Raw genomic sequence first — 16,598 nt, forward strand, 5'->3', positions numbered from 1 at the left:
AGAAGGAGATGGAAGTTGATGATATAATGGGAGCAGTATGTAAGAATGGGGGAACATTATGTCTAAAAAAAGGAAGAAAAAGCGTGCACTGCTTCCTTTCCGTCTCAATGTTTTGTTTGCGGTCGTTTTCCTGCTGTTCTCTGCTTTGATCCTGCAGCTTGGCGTAGTGCAGATCATCAACGGAGAAGAACACCAGGCAGTCCTAGAAAAAACAACAAACGATATAGCAGAAATATCTGTTCCGCGCGGTATGATTTATGATAGCGAGGGGAAGGTAATTGTCGGCAATGAACCCGTTTATTCCATTACCTATACACCGCCGAAAAATGGTGACTCTGCTGATGAACGATTGGAACTTGCAAAACAGCTAGCAGATATTATCAAGATGGATGAAAAAGCAATTGAGAAGATTACTGAGAGAGAATATAAGGAATATTGGTACCTTCTGAATGCAGAAGAAGCGAACGGCAGAATCACTGCCGCTGAAAAAGAGTCGCTTGATGATAGTGAAATTTATAATCTGACGCTTGAGCGAATTACGGAAGCGGATTATAAAGATCTCATGACAGATGATCAGGCTAAGCAAATCATTGCAATAAAGCGTGAACTGGACAGTGCGCAGGAGCTTGTTCCTCACGTTATAAAAAATGAAAATGTTACGGAAAAAGAATACGCAACAATTGCAGAAAATATGGAGCAGATGGCAGGCATCAATGTTGCCACCGACTGGAAACGCTACTATCCAAATGAAGGTTCTCTCCAAGGTGCTCTTGGCAGTATTAAAACAGGAATACCGCAAGGAGAAGAGGATTATTATAAATCCCGGAACTACCAGCTGAATGACCGAATTGGTACAAGCGGTCTGGAAATGGAATACGAAAGCCTGCTCAAAGGCGACAAAAAACGTGTTCGTTATATAACAGACAATGATAACAATATTGTGTCTCAGGAAGTTATTTCAGAAGGACAGCGCGGTCAAGATCTGCAGCTTTCCATTAATATGGACTTTCAGAAAGAATTGGATAAGATAGTGCGGGAAGAGTTGAAAGGCGCTATTAACAAATATCCCGGTGCCAATCGCTACTTAGAAAATGCAATGGCCGTTATGCTTAACCCTAATACTGGTGAAATATATGCAGCTAGTGGACAGCATTACAATCGAGAAGATAATAAATATGAGTCTGCTGATATGAACACTGTCTTTACAGCTGGAGCTGTTGGATCCACAGTTAAGGGAGCAACATTGCTTGCTGGGTATCAGGAAGGTGTGGTTAATTTTAATGAACCAATATTAGATGAACCGATGGAAATTAAAGACACACCTACGAAGTCATCTTGGAAAAGAATGGGTGTTATTACTGACTTGCAAGCTTTGCAAATGTCTTCCAACGTATATATGTTTAATGTGGCATTACGAATTGGAGGAGAATTCAATTATCAGAGAGGTCAGTCTGTTTCATTCGACCAAGATGCATTCCGTATTTTGCGCAATTATTACAACCAAGTCGGTCTTGGAGTAGAGACAGGTATTGATTTGCCTTCTGAGTCAGTAGGCTATGTCGGAACAACAGGTCAAGCCGGTAACCTACTTGACTTCTCTATCGGGCAGTTTGACACTTATACTACAATGCAGTTGGCCCAGTATGTCTCTACAATAGCTAATGGCGGTTATCGAATTAAACCACATTTTGTTAGCGAAATACATGATCCTTCAAATGAAAAAGACAAGTTAGGACCATTAGCAGAGACGAAAAATCCAGAGGTATTGAATAAGATTACAGCAACTGAAGACCAAATAGAACGGATTAAAAAAGGTTTTAAGATGGTGTTTCAGACACAGCAAGGAACAGCTTATAATCGCCTAAGTAAAGAAGCAAAGACGTATGATATATCAGGTAAAACAGGAACTGCACAGACAAGTGTTAATGGTACTGATCTAGAAAACTGGACACTAATCGGCTATGCAGATTCTGAAACCCCAGATATCGCTTTTGCTGTTATGGTACCTAATTTAGGTATTGTAAGCGGTGGTACAGGTCAGTACCCAATTACCTACAATATCGTCAACCGTGCACTAAAATATTACTACGAGCACACTGCACCTGACGACAAAGATAAAGAAGAAGCTGAATAAAGTATTACCGAAGAACCACCCAAACAAACGGGTGGTTCTTCTTTTTTCTACAAAAACTGATGTTATTTACATAACCTTTACATTGAGTTTATTATTCCTTAACGATGACAAGCTATTATGTAGTTGTAAGGCAAAGGAACTAATCGAATTTCGTAGGGGGAAAATCAAACATGAAGAAAATGAAACTATCTGTTTTGCTTGCAATGTTTGCACTCGTAATTGGTGTACTTGCAGCATGTGGCGGTAACGCTGGCGGCGAACAATCTGAAGAAGACAACAGCGGGAACAGCAACAGCGGCGGAGAAACTTCCGAAAGCTCAATCGTTGTATCTGGTTCCAGTGCAATGCAGCCTTTAGTAGCAGCAGCAGCTGAAAAGTACAAGGAAGAAAACCCAGATGCAGACATCCAAGTAAACGCAGGTGGTTCCGGAGCTGGCCTGAGTCAGGTTCAGGAAGGTTCTGTTGCTATCGGTAACTCTGATGTATTTGCTGAAGAAAAAGAGGGTATTGACGCAGACGCTATAGTTGATCACAAAGTTGCAGTTGTAGGTATGACGGCAGCAATCAACCCAGAAGTAGGCGTTGATAATCTTACAAAACAGCAGCTGAAAGATATCTTCACTGGCAAGATTACAAACTGGTCTGAAGTTGGCGGAGCGGATGAAGAAATCACGCTTGTAAACCGTCCAGATTCCTCTGGTACTCGTGCTACTTTCGTAAAGTTTGGTCTTGATGGTGAAACTCCAGCAGAAGGTGTTACGGAGGATTCTTCCAACACTGTTAAGCAAATCGTTGCTGATACACCAGGTGCGATTGGCTACCTAGCTCTTTCTTACTTTGATGATGATTCTGTAACAAAAGCAAGCATTGATGGCGTTGAACCTACTGATGAAACAATTGGTTCTGGCGAATTCCCAATCTGGGCTTACCAGCATTCTTACACAAATGGAGATGCTGAAGGTCTTGCTAAAGAATTCCTTGATTACATGCTTAGCGAAGAAGTTCAAACTACTATCGTGCCTGAACAAGGTTATGTACCAATGACAGCGATGGAAGTTGAACGCGATGCAGAAGGAAACCAAACTGATAAATAATGTGTAAAGCATAAGGTAGATGCGGTGTTTCACTGCATTTACCTTACTGTGGTTATAAAATAGCTATCACAGGCATCGGAAGGCACAATGTAAGTGTTCCTTTTCGTTGTTTTTTAAGAGGAGTTGTAGAAGTTGGCAAAAGCAACAGTTAACACATCAGCTGAAGATAGGCTGATCCTTACCAATAAAAACAGACGCTGGGATGAAGTGCGCGGTCGTTCTCTAGTAACTATCTGTGCAATTATAATGATTGCTGCGACAATTTCAGTTACTGTTTTCTTAGCCCAAAAGGGTTTGCAATCATTTACTGTTAATAATATTAATCCTATTGCATACCTAACCAGTACAAACTGGAATCCTGTAGGCAGTGGAGAAGCTTCTTATGGAATCTTTCCCTTCATCTTCGGGTCGCTAGCTGTAACCTTCCTTTCTGCATTGGTAGCAGCACCGCTTGGAATTGGTGCTGCAATCTTTATGTCTGAAATCTCACCGAGGTTTGGAAAGAAGGTCTTACAGCCGGTAATTGAACTACTTGTAGGGATACCATCTGTTGTATATGGTTTTATTGGACTTGTCGTGTTAGTGCCATTAGTAAGGGATAACTTACCTGGTATTGGATTTAGCTTGTTTGCGGGTGTTGTTGTTTTGACTGTGATGATTCTCCCTACGGTTACAACTATAGCAACTGACGCGATGCGTTCATTGCCGGACAGCCTTCGACAAGGTTCTATGGCATTAGGTGCAACACGCTGGCAGACAATTCGCAAAGTATTAATTCCAGCAGCATTGCCATCACTGCTGACTGCTATTGTGCTTGGTATGGCGCGTGCTTTCGGTGAAGCATTAGCTGTACAGATGGTAATCGGTAACTCGCGTGATATTCCGGAAACCATCTTTGACACTTCCGCAACATTAACAACTATCGTAACGCTTAACATTGGACATACAACATATGGAAGTATTGAGAATAATACACTATGGTCGATGGGTCTTATCTTACTCGTCATCTCATTCCTATTCATCTTTATTGTCCGTTACTTGTCAGGCAGGAGGAAAGTCTAATGAACAGCAGAATTACAGATCGCATTGCAACAGGTATTTTTTACACTATCGCGGCAATCATGGTTGCTTTACTGCTTTATCTTTTCTATTTCATCTTATCTAACGGAGTTCCGCAAATTTCATGGGACTTCTTGACGTCTCCATCCAGTGCTTATCAAGCCGGCGGTGGTATTCGTGACCAATTATTCAACTCATTTTATATCCTATTTATTACAATGATTATTACTGTCCCGCTTGGTGTATGCGGCGGGGTATACATGGCTGAATACGCAAAGCCTGGAAAAATCACAAACTTTATTCGTACATGTATTGAGATGCTGGCATCTTTGCCTTCTATCGTTGTTGGTTTGTTCGGTCTATTAATCTTCGTTAATATCACAGGCTGGGGATATACAATTATTGGCGGTGCTTTAGCTTTAACAATCTTCAACATTCCTGTTATGGTCCGAGTTACTGAGGATGCAATCAACAGTGTACCAAAAGAACTAAAAGAAGCGAGTCTTGCGTTAGGTATTACAAGATGGCATACAATCAAAACAGTGTTACTTCCATATGCTTTCCCTGGTATTTTGACCGGTGCAATTCTGGCATCTGGGCGTGTATTTGGAGAAGCAGCAGCTTTGCTTTATACTGCGGGTCTTTCTACTCCGACATTAGATTACGGAAACTGGAACCCACTTGCTGAGAATTCTCCCTTAAATATCTTCCGTCCCGCGGAAACGTTAGCAGTTCATATCTGGGCAGTTAACACACAAGGTTTGATTCCGGACATTCGTGAAGTAGCCAACGGTGCTGCAGCGGTTCTAGTTATTGCTGTTTTAGTGTTCAATATCCTCGCTCGCTGGTTGGGCAGTGTCATCCATAAGAAACTTACAGCAAGTAAATAATGAAGAGAGGAGTTCGTGACATGAACTATACAGCAGATAGACCAACTGAAACAGAAACTGAAGAGACTATATTAAAAAAAGCAGCTTCCCATAAGGAAATTGTACTTGATGTTAAGGATTTAAGTATTTTCTATGGCAGCAAGGAAGCAGTGAAACGGGCTAATATGGGGATTGAGAAAAATGCGGTAACTGCATTGATCGGTCCATCAGGGTGTGGTAAATCTACATTCATACGTTCCATAAATCGGATGAACGATTTAATTCCTTCCAGTCGCGCGGAAGGTGAGATCATTTACGATGGTTTGAATATTCTTCGAAAAGATATCAACGTTGTAGCGTTAAGAGCAGAAATAGGTATGGTGTTCCAAAAGCCGAACCCATTTCCTAAATCAATCTACAATAATATTACGCACGCGTTGAAATATAACGGGCAGAAGGATAAGCAAGCACTTGATCAAATAGTAGAAGAGAGTTTGCGTAAGGCTGCGTTATGGGATGAAGTGAAAGATCGATTGCATCAATCTGCATTATCTTTATCTGGCGGTCAGCAGCAGCGGCTTTGTATCGCACGTACATTAGCAATGGAGCCGCAAATTCTTCTGTTAGATGAACCGGCTTCTGCGCTCGACCCGGTATCTAACGCTAAGATAGAGGAATTGATTCTTCAGCTCAAAGAAGATTATTCCATTGTCATCGTCACACACAATATGTCTCAGGCATCACGTGTGTCTGATAAGACAGCATTTTTCTTCAATGGAGACATTGTTGAATATGATGATACAAAGAAAATCTTCACTAATCCTTCTGAAACGAAAACAGAAGAATATATTTCCGGCAGATTCGGGTAGGAGGCAACAGCTATGCAAGCGGCAGCAACGAAGGAATCAATATTCCAAGTTAATGATTTGAATTTATGGTATGACGATTATCATGCTCTGAAGGATGTTAACCTAGAAGCATTGAATAACGAAATATATGCAATTATCGGACCATCTGGCTGTGGTAAATCCACTTTCATTAAAACACTTAATTTAATGATTAATACGGTACCAGGTGTCCGAATGACAGGGGAAATCAACTATAAAGAAAAGAATCTGCTTGATTCCAGAGTTGACTTAGTTGATTTACGCCGAAATGTCGGAATGATTTTCCAAAAGGGTAATCCTTTCCCGCAGTCAATTTACGATAATATTGTTTACGGGCCAAAGATTCATGGTATAAAGAAAAAGAGTGAGTTAGATGAAATTGTCGAAACGACGCTGAAAGATGTAGCATTATGGGATGAAGTAAAAGATCGCCTAAAATCTTCTGCGATGGGGCTATCTGGGGGACAGCAGCAGCGTTTGTGTATCGCACGTGCGCTTGCGACAAAACCAGATGTTGTATTAATGGATGAACCAACATCTGCGCTGGATCCAATTTCAACATTGAAAATTGAAGAGCTTATGACAGAGCTGAAGAAGAAATATTGCATTGTTATCGTAACACATAACATGCAGCAGGCTTCTCGCATCTCTGATAAAACTGCCTTCTTCCTGCATGGTCATGTAGTGGAAGCAACAGAAACAAGCAAATTATTCTCGAATCCGGAAGATAAACGGACAGAAGACTACATTAGCGGTCGTTTCGGTTAAATGACGCACTGGAGGAGAACATATGGTAGCTAGAGAACAGTTTTCAGCAGATTTAGAAGCAATTCAAAAATCAATTATTTCTTTTGCATTTGAAGTAGATTCTGCACTAAAACAAGCGATTGATGCATTGTATGAACGGAACAGTGACCTGGCATATAAGGTTATTGAGAATGATGAGATTTTGAACAAGCGCGACCAAGATATCAATGAGGCAACGATTCAGCTTATTGCGATGCAGCAGCCAGTAGCGACTGACTTGCGCCGATTGGTGGCATTTCTTCGTGTATCCACTGATTTGGAACGCATGGCTGATCATGCAAAAAATATCGCTAAAAGTGTAAATCGATTAAATGTACTCAGTCCATATGAAATTCCTCTTGCAATTCGTGATATGCAGGAAGTTGTCAGCAAAATGATTCATAGCGCTGTACAAGCCTTTGAAGAAGAAGATATCAGTAAAGCGAAAAAGTTAGCTGATCTAGATAACGTCGTAGACAGTATGTACGGCGAATTGTTCCGGGATATGCTGGATGAGCGAAAGGCAGAAGCGGGCAAGCATCAGCAGATGATGCAGCTTGTTTTCGTAGGACGTTTCGTTGAACGAATCGGGGACCACATTACAAATATCGGTGAAGGTATTTTGTATTTGGTTAAAGGTACGTCCATTGATCTAAACAAATAAAAAGCAGCGGCTGCTGGATGCCGCTGCTTTTATTTTGTTAGTAAATCTGCAATTTCTTCATAGGACATATCAGAATTGATATCATAAGTTCCTACTTGTAATGCTTTACTTGCTTCTGTAACGTTCAGATAAGTAAGAAAAGCATCTCCATCTTCAAGAATGTGCTTTTTCTCTAGTAGACGAGCTACTTCATCACTCGTCATACCACGCTCTAGCTTCAGTTGAAACTTTTTCGTTTGTTCTGGTTCTGTTTCTTCCTTCGCTTGTGGTTTTTTCTGGAGCTCTTCATATTCTTGGCTATTTAGAATATAATAATCGTCCTTTTCTAGATGTGTTTTCATTTCTTCTGTGCTGAGTTGTTCCTTTTTTATCGGAGCTGCCGAGGTTGTATTTGTAGTGCGATTATCAGCAGTGAAATGGAGAACCAGCATACATGCACCTGCGAGCAGTAGAGCAGTTGCGAAGCCTTGTAGTACTTGCTTCATCTTTGTCCTCCTGTTTGTCTGGCAACGCGGTATACATCGTCCTCTGCTAAGCCTGTCTCGTTAGCGATTTCTTTGATGCTATAGCCTTGTTGATGCAGTTTTTGGACCTTCTGGAAGATGGCTGGTTTTTGTGAGCGACTTTGTTTTGACTCGCGCTGTGTGGTCGGCAGCAGTTCTTCTTCCAGTACTTTAATTTTTTTATTCATCGTATAGGTTTCTTGCATCGTTGATAAAGTCAATTGTTCGATTTGCTGATTCATATTCTTAAATTTGTCCTGCATAAAGAAAGAAAAAATCCAAAGAATGATGCCTGCTGCAAGAAAGGTGATGGCAGCGATTAACATGATGTGTGTTACCTCCTAATTATTGCTATCCTATTTATATCATATTGATGCTGACAGTGATATAGAGATTTCGACAAAATACTAGCTTCTTATTAAATTGTTGAGGATAAAGGTTGATATAGCACCATAATTCTGCTATTATTAGGTGGTCTGAAGATCGTTATGTTTTCATACAATTATTTAAGATTGTTGGGAGGGATTATACATGCGTGTAAACATTACTCTCGCCTGCACAGAAACAGGAGATCGTAACTACATTACAACAAAAAACAAGCGTAAACATCCAGAACGCATGGAGCTTAGAAAATATAGCCCACGCTTGAAAAAGTATACGCTGCACCGCGAAACAAAATAAGTTCGTATAAAAGACTCCCCCTATTGGCGGGAGTTTTTTTGCATACAGGGGGGGTTCGTGATGGAAGAGAAGCAACGGCTTCGTCAAGAGGGACTTCAGCTGCTGAGAGAAATATCGCCAACTGAAAAGCTTCGTGTAGAACATCAATTGGCTTCGTTTCTTTTTTCGTCCGCTGTTTGGAAATGTGCGAACACCATTGGTCTCACAATGGCACTGCCACATGAATGGGATACAACGAAAATTATTCAGCAAGCTTGGCTGGAAAAGAAAAACGTGTGCGTGCCGCTTACACTGGAAAATAGAGAGATGCAGTTTTACTATGTAGAAAGTTATAATCAGCTGACGGACGGTGCCTTTCAGATTAAGGAGCCTGTGCCTGACCTGTGCACACCTGCTTTCAAAAACGACATCGATTTTCTCCTTGTTCCTGGACTTTTATTTGATAAATCTGGGTATAGAATTGGGTATGGCGGAGGTTATTATGATCGGTATATTGCAGATTATCCCCATACAACAATTGCGCTTGCCAGCAGTCAGCAGCTGAGACAATCGTTGCCTGTTGATCCTTTTGATCGGTGTGTCGAGTATCTTCTGACAGATGATGGTTTTATTGTCTTAGCCGAATAGCAGCCTTCTGGTTCGGGACACACTAAGGTTATCCCGGAGGAAAGGATGGGTGCTGATGTGGAAATCGATTATTACTGCAGTGTCACTCGCAGCCAGTGTCATATTCTTAATACGAGAGCGCTATCGTGTGCTGAATGCAATTTTGGCCGTTACGGTTCTTAGGAAAGGACTTATTCGGCTATCGATGGGATTCGGACCCTTGCGCTCCCGAATGTTGCCAATGATATTTAAACGCTCAGTGTAAACTGAGCGTTTTTCCATGACTTTTTTGATACACTGTAGGCAAGAGGGGGAGAGGTATGACCTACAACGAAGAAACGGCTTACTATCGAATGATTAATCATTTAATAGCAGAGCATGGTTTTACTTTTGTAAGAGCAAATGAAGACTTACGTGTTAGCTGGCTGGAAAGAAAGCGGGATGGAATAGTCCAGATGGTGAGATTAACGTCACGCACCTTCGCTTGGGCCAATCATTTGAAACGGGACATTTTGAAGGCGGCAAGCGATATACAACAAATGACAAAAGGCATCTTCGCCAAGAAGGTTCAGATACATAACGTCTATTTCGGTGACCAAGGACCTGCGGATGAATGGTCAAAGTTAAAGAAGCCAATGATCATTAAGAGCAGAAGACCAATTCCGATGCAAACGTATTACTTGGATCGAGATTCTTATCAATCAGAAATGGAGAAACTGTTTCGCCATTTGAAGTTGAGCGATTCCGTGTCGCTCATATCGGATGAGGAAGAAAGTGACCAGAAGCTGGAAATGGAGAAAAGCCGGCTGCGGCGTTTGCTTGTACAACAGCAGCAAGCAGACCAAGCTGTATTTCACCGCAAAAAGCCATTACTTGTTTACGTGTTTATCGGCATTAGTGTACTCATGTTTTTATTGGAGATGCTGCTTGGAGGCTCGACTGATTCAGCAGTACTCATTGATCTTGGAGCCAAATATAATCCTTTCATACTAGTGGAGAACCAATGGTGGCGGATTATCACCTCGATGTTCTTGCATATCGGAGCTTTGCATTTGATGACAAATATGCTTTCTTTGTATTATCTGGGAACATTAACAGAGCAAGTATTCGGCCGTCGCCGATTTTTTATCGTCTATTTGCTAGCCGGTATTATTGGCGGTTTAGCAAGTTTTGCTTTTTCGCCGAACTTAAGTGCAGGTGCATCGGGAGCTATTTTCGGATTGTTTGGAGCCTTGCTCTATTTTGGGACCGTTTATCCAAAGTTGTTTTGGCGAACGATTGGAAACGGATTAATTGTTATCCTGCTGATTAACTTAGTGATTAGCTTTGCCGCTAGTCATGTTATTGATGTTTATGCTCATTTAGGCGGGTTAGTCGGCGGCTTTGCAAGTGCGTTGCTTGTTGGTCTGCCAGGTAAAAAGAGATTATCAGCTCGTGTCGGCGGCGCTGCATTAAGCCTTCTATTAGTAGTCGGTTTGATTATTTATGGTTTACTGGGACCGGTCAATACAGCACTGCATGAAGAATTGAAAGCAGAAGCTGCGTACAATCAAGGTGATTATCAAGCAGTCATACAGCACGCAACAAAAGCTTTAAATAATGAAGGCAGTGATGCTGCCCAACTGCTCTTATTTTATCGAGGTCTGGCTTATTCTCAAACTGGAGAATTAGATGAAGCAGTCCAGGATTATGAAAGGCTCGCCCGTTTAACGCCAGATGAGCCCGCTGTACATTATAATCTTGCCCGCTTTCTTCAACTAAATGGGCAAGAGGATGAGGGTTTGATTCATGCTAATCGCGCGGCAGAACTTGAGCCAAACGACAAACAGTACCAGCAGCTCGTACAAGAACTTTCTCAGTAATATTGCAATAGCTCTGCGTGTTTACCGTTTTCGTCTTGGTAAATGACGCGTAAGTGCTTACCATTTTTATCAAAAAGGAGCAGTGGAATATAAGTCTTCACTGTTCCTTTTTCTACTGCAGGACCGATTGGCAGGAGATAGTTTCGATAGAGTCCTTCCCAAAGTCTGCTGATAATCTCCTGCCTTTTTTTATCGTCCGAAAGACCGTTTATGGCTGCTAAGTCAGCGGTCGGGAGCGCTGTGAGAGGCACCTCAATATAGTTAGCAGCTGGGATGGATAGTTGCTGTTTTGCCTCTGTCCATACGTGCTGAAGTGTGCTATTTGTTTGTGACTCTGCGAGATGCTGTGCATTCGTTTCTTGCTCATTTTTGGGGAAAGAAAACAATTCAAAATTGTCCGATGTGTACGTGCGAATACCAGTCATCTTTGATGTACTAGTAATATTGTTGTTATGGAGTTCCGCAAAATGATAAGAGATTGCGTCCAATTGTTTGTTTGGATGCAGCATGTGGGTTGTCTGCTGCTGCAGTACACGCGCTGGCTGCTGCCATTTATTCAACACGCCGACTAATTCGCCATTTTCATACAAAAGACCGATATCCTGACGTAAATACGCTTCTTGGTTGAGTGCACTTTGTATATGCCAACGGATACGCCGAAAGTCAATTTTTTTCATAGAAGTTGCTGTGCTAGTAAATGCTGCTGACGTATTCAGCGGAAAGTGCTGAATTACCGGCTGCGGGTGCTGGAGGCGTATGAGATAAAGTGAGCAGAGGACAAACGAACAGAAAATACAACTACTAATAAGCCATTTACGCATTTGCTCTCCTCCTAAGTGGACAAACTGTAGCTTATTGATACTATGTAAGAGAGCGATATTTTATGAAAGTAGGGGATTTGATGCAACGTATTAATCGCATTACAAGCACGTTAGAGGAATTAGTACATATACCTAGCCCATCCGGCTATACAGACCAGGCAATTGCTTTTTGTAAAGATTTTGCCGATTCACTAAGTCTTACCTCCCATGTTACAAATAAAGGCAGTTTGCTCATTACGGTCCCAGGCGCAGATCAGGAACAGCACCGCCTGTTGACTGCGCATGTGGATACATTGGGAGCAATGGTTAAAGAAATTAACGCAGATGGAACACTTTCGTTAGCGATGATTGGCGGTTTCCGCTGGAATAGTGTAGAAGGTGAATACTGCACGATACACAGCAAAAACAAAACTTATTCAGGAACCATTCTCATGCACCAGACATCGGTGCATGTGTATCGCGATGCGGGTGAAGCCAAACGGGATGAAAATAATATGGAAGTTCGCATTGACGAACAGACCGTTTCTGGGGAAGAGACAGAAGCGCTGGGAATCCGAGTCGGTGATTTTGTGTCCTTCGATCCACGCTTTACACGCACATCTTCCGGTTTCATTAAGTCTCGGCACCTAGATGATAAAGCGAGTGTAGCTATTTTGCTGGAATTGCTTCGTGAATTAAAGGAAACGGATAGTCAGCTGCCGCATACGACGCATATTCTTATTTCTAATAATGAGGAAATTGGGTATGGCGGGAATTCCAGTATTCCAGCTGAAGTAGTGGAGTACCTTGCAGTTGATATGGGAGCGATTGGAGATGGCCAAGCGACAACGGAATATGATGTCTCCATTTGTGTCAAAGACTCTAGCGGACCGTATCATTTTGCTTTAAGAGAAAATCTTGCTGAACTGGCTGAAACAAACAGCCTTCCATACAAACTGGATATTTATCCATACTACGGGTCAGACGCTTCTGCAGCAATTCGAGCTGGTTACGATATCCGACATGGACTTGTAGGACCTGGCATTGCTGCTTCTCATGCTTATGAACGTACACATGAGCAAGCTTTAACAGCTACGTATACACTATTGAACGCCTATCTCAAGACCAACATGTAAACATCTTAAAGATATGACCTGAAGTTCCTTAACTTCAGGTCATATCTTTAAGATAAAAGCATAATGTTAAAAAGGTGTAAACGCAGTCTTAAAACATTTTCAATTTTAAGTGAAGGTTGTTATAATATGTTAGGTGATATAAATGAAAACGGTTTATGATGTTATGCAGCTTTTAAAGACATTTGGAATTTTTGTATATATAGGAGATCGTAAGCTGGATTTGACAATGATGCAATCCGAATTGCGAGAGCTGTATAATAATAATCTATTGTCCTTAGAAGAATATGGACAAGCGAATATGATTTTAACAAAAGAGATAAGTGGTTTATCGGATAGTCATGAAGGAGCGGGAAACAATGAGTAAGGAAGCAGAGCGTATTTTAGTCGGTGTAGATATCGGCGGAACAACAATTAAACTTGCTCTCATTAATGAAGCAAGCGATATCGTAGAAAAGTGGGAAATTAAAACAGATAAGCATGAACAAGGCTTGCACATTCCGAAGCAGATTTGGGCGACAATCCAGACTAAGCTTGCTGAACTTGGAATCGAAAAGGAAAGCGTACGGGGGATTGGAGTAGGAGCTCCAGGATTTATTGTCCCTCGTAATGGCGTCATTGCGGAAGCAGTCAATGTTGGCTGGCGAGATTTTCCTCTTTCTGCGGAGCTGGGTGTTTTGTCCGGGTTGCCAGTTTACATTGATAATGATGCAAACCTTGCTGCACTTGGTGAAGTGTGGAAAGGTGCTGGTAACATGAAAGAAGATATTATCGCTATTACGCTCGGTACGGGAGTAGGAGCTGGTATTATCTCTAATGGACATATTGTGAATGGCATAAATGGCACGGCTGGTGAAATAGGGCATTTTACAGTAGAAGAAGATGGAGCACCATGCAATTGCGGGCGAAATGGCTGTTTGGAGACGGTATCTTCTGCAACTGGAATCAGCCGCTTGGCTTCAGAGGCTGCGCTGGAACATCCCGAAAGCGAACTAGGAAAACGGTTGGCATCGAACGGAAATGTATCTGCAAAAGACGTTTTTGAGCTGGCAGCAGCAGAGGATGAAAGTGCAAAAGCGGTTGTGAATAAAGCAACAACTGTCCTGGCAAAAGTTTTAGCAAGTGCCGCCATACTTACAAACCCAGCCCGCATCATCATCGGGGGTGGCGTTTCGAAAGCGGGCGATGCTTTACTAGATCCTATTAAAGCGGCGTTTAAACAAGCTGCTTTACCTAGAACAACGTATGAATGTGAAATTGTACCGGCACAGCTAGGTAACGATGCAGGTGTTTACGGTGCTGCTTATCTTGTTAAACAACATTTGGATGAAATAGGTCAATAAAAAAGAGATGCGTGCATGGCAGCAGCGCAAGCTGCTGCCATTTGCTTTACGCTCTGTTCTACTATGAGGAGGCTTTTAATTCTTGAAACGATCTGCTGCACCATTATATATTTTGGCAACAGCTTTGTTTGGTTTAAAAACGTACATTGTTTATCGTTTCTTATTTAACATCAGTATAGATAATGCTATGCAGGAATTTATCTTGTTCCTAAATCCGTTTGTCAGTGCGTTTTTTGCTTTTGGACTTAGCGTCTTGATTTCTCGGAAGTGGCAGATGCATTACATCCGATTCATTAGTTTGGCAGGCTCCATCATATTGTACATCAACTTAATTTTTTACCGTCACTTTAGTGATTTCTTGACAGTGCCGGTCCTCATGCAGGGAAGCAATGCCGCAGATCTTGGCGGCAGTATACTAAATCTTATTTATCCACAAGATATGTTGCTGATACTGGATGTTGCCATCATCTGGTTCCTAAGCTTCCGTTATAAAGAAAATATGACGGTTGAATACCTTCGCAGAAAGAAAATATCCACCATGGCAGCAATTGCTGCACTTATCGTCGTGAATGTAGGACTTGCCGAAGCAGAACGGCCGCAGCTGTTTACACGCGGCTTTGACAGAGAATACCTTGTTAAAAACATTGGCGTATTCAATTTCCATGCTTATGATGCTGTCATGCAATCCAAAACAGAAGCCCAGCGTGTTTTTGCCGATGGTAATGAACTTCCAGAAATACTTTCGTATGTAAATGAAGAAGTCGAAATTGAAAAGTCGGCGAAGTTCGGGCAAGCAGAAGGGAAAAATGTAATATTCATTTCCTTAGAATCCATGCAAAGCTTTTTGATTCATAACACACTCAACGGCGAAGAAGTAACACCTTTCCTAAACAGTTTGACAAAAGATAAAGATACGTATTATTTCGAGAATTTCTATCACCAGACAGAACAAGGGAAAACGTCTGACTCGGAGTTTTTGGTGGAGAATTCTATCTATCCGCTGCCTCGGGGTGCTGTATTTTTCACCCACGGTCAGAACGAATATAACGGCACACCTGAGATTCTAGGCCAAGAAGGATATAAAACCGCTGTATTTCACTCAAACAATTCCAGTTTCTGGAACCGTGATGTTATGTACGATAGCTTAGGATACGATAAATTTTATGATGAAAACAGCTATGACGTCATTTCAGAAGGTGATGACAAAAATACAGTAGGCTGGGGACTCTTGGATAAGCCTTTCTTTGAACAGTCCATTCCATACTTACATGAAATGGAAAAGCCTTATTACACAAAATTTATTACCTTAACAAATCACCACCCATTTGATTTGCCGGAAGAAGAAGCGACTATTGATCAATTTGATTCCAATTCTCAGACATTAAACAAGTATTTCCAAACTGCCCGCTATACAGACGAGGCTGTGGAACAATTTTTCAATCAGCTGAAAGAATCTGGGGAATATGAAGATTCCATTATTGTAATGATGGGTGATCATTATGGAATTAGTGAATACCACAATAAAGCAATGAGTCAGTACTTGGGTAAAGATATTACGCCTTATCAGCAGGTGCAAAATCAGCGGGTGCCGTTCTTTATCCATATCCCTGGTGATAATCATGGCCAGGTAATGGAACAAGTATCCGGGCAAATTGATGTGAAGCCAACAATCCTCAGTTTGTTAGGAATTGAAACAGAACATGATATCCAATTCGGAAATGATTTGTTTGCAGAAAATCGGAAAGAATACACGGCGCTGCGGAATGGCGACTTTATTAGTGAAGACTACGTGTACACCAATGATATGTGCTACGACAGACAAACTGGTGAACCAGCAGATGAATTAGAGGGTGAGGAAGCTGAGCTTTCTGGAGAAACAGGCGAACAAATAGAAAGCGTCTGTGAACCAATTCAGGAACAGGTGACAAAGGAGCTTAATTACTCTGATCGGATCATCTATGGAGACCTACTGCGATTTTATGACTTTGAAAAAGGAAAAGAGAAAACTAGCTAAAAAGATCGCTGCTTCGTGCAGCGATCTTTTTGTATGATGGAAGCCTAAAGAAAGTGCAATTACCATTAAAAGCGGCCGTTGAGACAAAGAAGAAATATTTGTTCTTTTGCGTTCCTCAACTAAGATACAGCCACACGAAACTGCAACCAAGAACAAAATGATG

General features: G+C 41.6%; 17 protein-coding genes. 14 read left to right on the top strand and 3 right to left on the bottom strand.

The window, feature by feature from the left end; translation table 11 throughout:
* Positions 1-58: 58 nt before the first annotated feature.
* The 7 genes from B1K52_RS12285 (at position 59) to phoU (ending at position 7,493) form a co-directional block, all read left to right on the top strand.
* The gene (locus B1K52_RS12285) at positions 59-2,134 is read left to right on the top strand and encodes a peptidoglycan D,D-transpeptidase FtsI family protein (protein WP_077308644.1); all 2,076 of its coding nucleotides are present in this window, start codon (positions 59-61) and stop codon (positions 2,132-2,134) included.
* A gap of 170 nt (positions 2,135-2,304) precedes the next feature.
* A complete protein-coding gene (locus B1K52_RS12290; RefSeq protein WP_077308646.1) occupies positions 2,305-3,228 on the top strand; it encodes a phosphate ABC transporter substrate-binding protein PstS family protein in 924 nt (307 codons plus the stop codon).
* Positions 3,229-3,360: 132 nt separating this feature from the next.
* On the top strand, positions 3,361-4,290 hold the full coding sequence (pstC, locus tag B1K52_RS12295; protein WP_077308648.1) for a phosphate ABC transporter permease subunit PstC: 930 nt from the start codon (positions 3,361-3,363) through the stop codon (positions 4,288-4,290).
* Positions 4,290-5,177: a phosphate ABC transporter permease PstA gene (pstA, locus tag B1K52_RS12300; RefSeq protein WP_077308650.1), complete on the top strand. Its 888-nt coding sequence runs from the start codon at positions 4,290-4,292 to the stop codon at positions 5,175-5,177. Before pstC ends, pstA begins: the two co-directional genes overlap by 1 nt.
* Before the next feature lie 20 nt (positions 5,178-5,197).
* On the top strand, positions 5,198-6,025 hold the full coding sequence (gene pstB, locus B1K52_RS12305; RefSeq protein WP_077308652.1) for a phosphate ABC transporter ATP-binding protein PstB: 828 nt from the start codon (positions 5,198-5,200) through the stop codon (positions 6,023-6,025).
* 12 nt (positions 6,026-6,037) lie between these two features.
* Entirely contained in the window at positions 6,038-6,811 is a 774-nt protein-coding gene (gene pstB, locus B1K52_RS12310) for a phosphate ABC transporter ATP-binding protein PstB (protein WP_077308654.1), read from the top strand.
* 22 nt (positions 6,812-6,833) lie between these two features.
* The gene (gene phoU, locus B1K52_RS12315; RefSeq protein ID WP_077308656.1) at positions 6,834-7,493 is read left to right on the top strand and encodes a phosphate signaling complex protein PhoU; all 660 of its coding nucleotides are present in this window, start codon (positions 6,834-6,836) and stop codon (positions 7,491-7,493) included.
* A 29-nt stretch (positions 7,494-7,522) separates the two neighbouring features.
* On the opposite strand, the gene B1K52_RS12320 is transcribed toward phoU, so the two are convergent.
* Together B1K52_RS12320 and B1K52_RS12325 are read right to left on the bottom strand one after the other, a co-directional pair.
* Positions 7,523-7,978: an endolytic transglycosylase MltG gene (locus B1K52_RS12320; protein WP_077308659.1), complete on the bottom strand. Its 456-nt coding sequence runs from the start codon at positions 7,976-7,978 to the stop codon at positions 7,523-7,525.
* Entirely contained in the window at positions 7,975-8,322 is a 348-nt protein-coding gene (locus tag B1K52_RS12325) for a helix-turn-helix domain-containing protein (protein WP_077308661.1), read from the bottom strand. Before B1K52_RS12325 ends, B1K52_RS12320 begins: the two co-directional genes overlap by 4 nt.
* Before the next feature lie 205 nt (positions 8,323-8,527).
* On the opposite strand from B1K52_RS12325, the gene rpmG reads away from it, so the two are divergent.
* The 3 genes from rpmG (at position 8,528) to B1K52_RS12340 (ending at position 11,145) form a co-directional block, all read left to right on the top strand.
* A complete protein-coding gene (gene rpmG, locus B1K52_RS12330; RefSeq protein ID WP_038561326.1) occupies positions 8,528-8,677 on the top strand; it encodes a 50S ribosomal protein L33 in 150 nt (49 codons plus the stop codon).
* A gap of 60 nt (positions 8,678-8,737) precedes the next feature.
* Positions 8,738-9,304: a 5-formyltetrahydrofolate cyclo-ligase gene (locus tag B1K52_RS12335; RefSeq protein ID WP_077308663.1), complete on the top strand. Its 567-nt coding sequence runs from the start codon at positions 8,738-8,740 to the stop codon at positions 9,302-9,304.
* Between the two features lie 299 nt (positions 9,305-9,603).
* A complete protein-coding gene (locus B1K52_RS12340) occupies positions 9,604-11,145 on the top strand; it encodes a rhomboid family intramembrane serine protease (protein WP_077308665.1) in 1,542 nt (513 codons plus the stop codon).
* Here B1K52_RS12340 and B1K52_RS12345 read toward each other — a convergent pair.
* Positions 11,139-11,966: a hypothetical protein gene (locus tag B1K52_RS12345; protein ID WP_077308667.1), complete on the bottom strand. Its 828-nt coding sequence runs from the start codon at positions 11,964-11,966 to the stop codon at positions 11,139-11,141. The genes B1K52_RS12340 and B1K52_RS12345 overlap by 7 nt on opposite strands.
* Positions 11,967-12,046: 80 nt before the next feature.
* On the opposite strand from B1K52_RS12345, the gene B1K52_RS12350 reads away from it, so the two are divergent.
* From B1K52_RS12350 to B1K52_RS12365, 4 genes are all read left to right on the top strand, one after another.
* On the top strand, positions 12,047-13,081 hold the full coding sequence (locus B1K52_RS12350) for a M42 family metallopeptidase (protein WP_077310591.1): 1,035 nt from the start codon (positions 12,047-12,049) through the stop codon (positions 13,079-13,081).
* Between the two features lie 142 nt (positions 13,082-13,223).
* Positions 13,224-13,445, top strand: coding sequence for a YqgQ family protein (locus B1K52_RS12355; RefSeq protein WP_077308668.1), 222 nt, complete (start codon positions 13,224-13,226; stop codon positions 13,443-13,445).
* Positions 13,438-14,421 (top strand): ROK family glucokinase, encoded by a 984-nt coding sequence (locus tag B1K52_RS12360; RefSeq protein ID WP_077308670.1) that lies wholly within the window; start codon positions 13,438-13,440, stop codon positions 14,419-14,421. Before B1K52_RS12355 ends, B1K52_RS12360 begins: the two co-directional genes overlap by 8 nt.
* Positions 14,422-14,503: 82 nt before the next feature.
* Positions 14,504-16,435 carry an LTA synthase family protein gene (locus B1K52_RS12365; protein ID WP_077308672.1) on the top strand — a complete coding sequence of 644 codons (1,932 nt, stop codon included), beginning with the start codon at positions 14,504-14,506 and terminating at the stop codon, positions 16,433-16,435.
* Positions 16,436-16,598 lie beyond the last annotated feature (163 nt).

Origin of the sequence: Terribacillus halophilus (assembly GCF_900162685.1) — a bacterium.
Taxonomy (GTDB): domain Bacteria; phylum Bacillota; class Bacilli; order Bacillales; family Amphibacillaceae; genus Terribacillus; species Terribacillus halophilus_A.

What these genes read in the sequence shown, in the direction of transcription:
- B1K52_RS12335 (WP_077308663.1), top strand. Translation starts at nt 8,738, where the DNA reads ATGGAAGAGAAGCAACGGCTTCGTCAAGAGGGACTTCAGCTGCTGAGA.
- rpmG (WP_038561326.1), top strand. Translation starts at nt 8,528, where the DNA reads ATGCGTGTAAACATTACTCTCGCCTGCACAGAAACAGGAGATCGTAAC.
- B1K52_RS12290 (WP_077308646.1), top strand. Translation starts at nt 2,305, where the DNA reads ATGAAGAAAATGAAACTATCTGTTTTGCTTGCAATGTTTGCACTCGTA.
- B1K52_RS12355 (WP_077308668.1), top strand. Translation starts at nt 13,224, where the DNA reads ATGAAAACGGTTTATGATGTTATGCAGCTTTTAAAGACATTTGGAATT.
- pstA (WP_077308650.1), top strand. Translation starts at nt 4,290, where the DNA reads ATGAACAGCAGAATTACAGATCGCATTGCAACAGGTATTTTTTACACT.
- B1K52_RS12345 (WP_077308667.1), bottom strand. Translation starts at nt 11,966, where the DNA reads ATGCGTAAATGGCTTATTAGTAGTTGTATTTTCTGTTCGTTTGTCCTC.
- B1K52_RS12340 (WP_077308665.1), top strand. Translation starts at nt 9,604, where the DNA reads ATGACCTACAACGAAGAAACGGCTTACTATCGAATGATTAATCATTTA.
- pstB (WP_077308652.1), top strand. Translation starts at nt 5,198, where the DNA reads ATGAACTATACAGCAGATAGACCAACTGAAACAGAAACTGAAGAGACT.
- B1K52_RS12320 (WP_077308659.1), bottom strand. Translation starts at nt 7,978, where the DNA reads ATGAAGCAAGTACTACAAGGCTTCGCAACTGCTCTACTGCTCGCAGGT.
- B1K52_RS12350 (WP_077310591.1), top strand. Translation starts at nt 12,047, where the DNA reads ATGCAACGTATTAATCGCATTACAAGCACGTTAGAGGAATTAGTACAT.
- B1K52_RS12360 (WP_077308670.1), top strand. Translation starts at nt 13,438, where the DNA reads ATGAGTAAGGAAGCAGAGCGTATTTTAGTCGGTGTAGATATCGGCGGA.
- B1K52_RS12285 (WP_077308644.1), top strand. Translation starts at nt 59, where the DNA reads ATGTCTAAAAAAAGGAAGAAAAAGCGTGCACTGCTTCCTTTCCGTCTC.
- phoU (WP_077308656.1), top strand. Translation starts at nt 6,834, where the DNA reads ATGGTAGCTAGAGAACAGTTTTCAGCAGATTTAGAAGCAATTCAAAAA.
- B1K52_RS12325 (WP_077308661.1), bottom strand. Translation starts at nt 8,322, where the DNA reads ATGTTAATCGCTGCCATCACCTTTCTTGCAGCAGGCATCATTCTTTGG.
- pstB (WP_077308654.1), top strand. Translation starts at nt 6,038, where the DNA reads ATGCAAGCGGCAGCAACGAAGGAATCAATATTCCAAGTTAATGATTTG.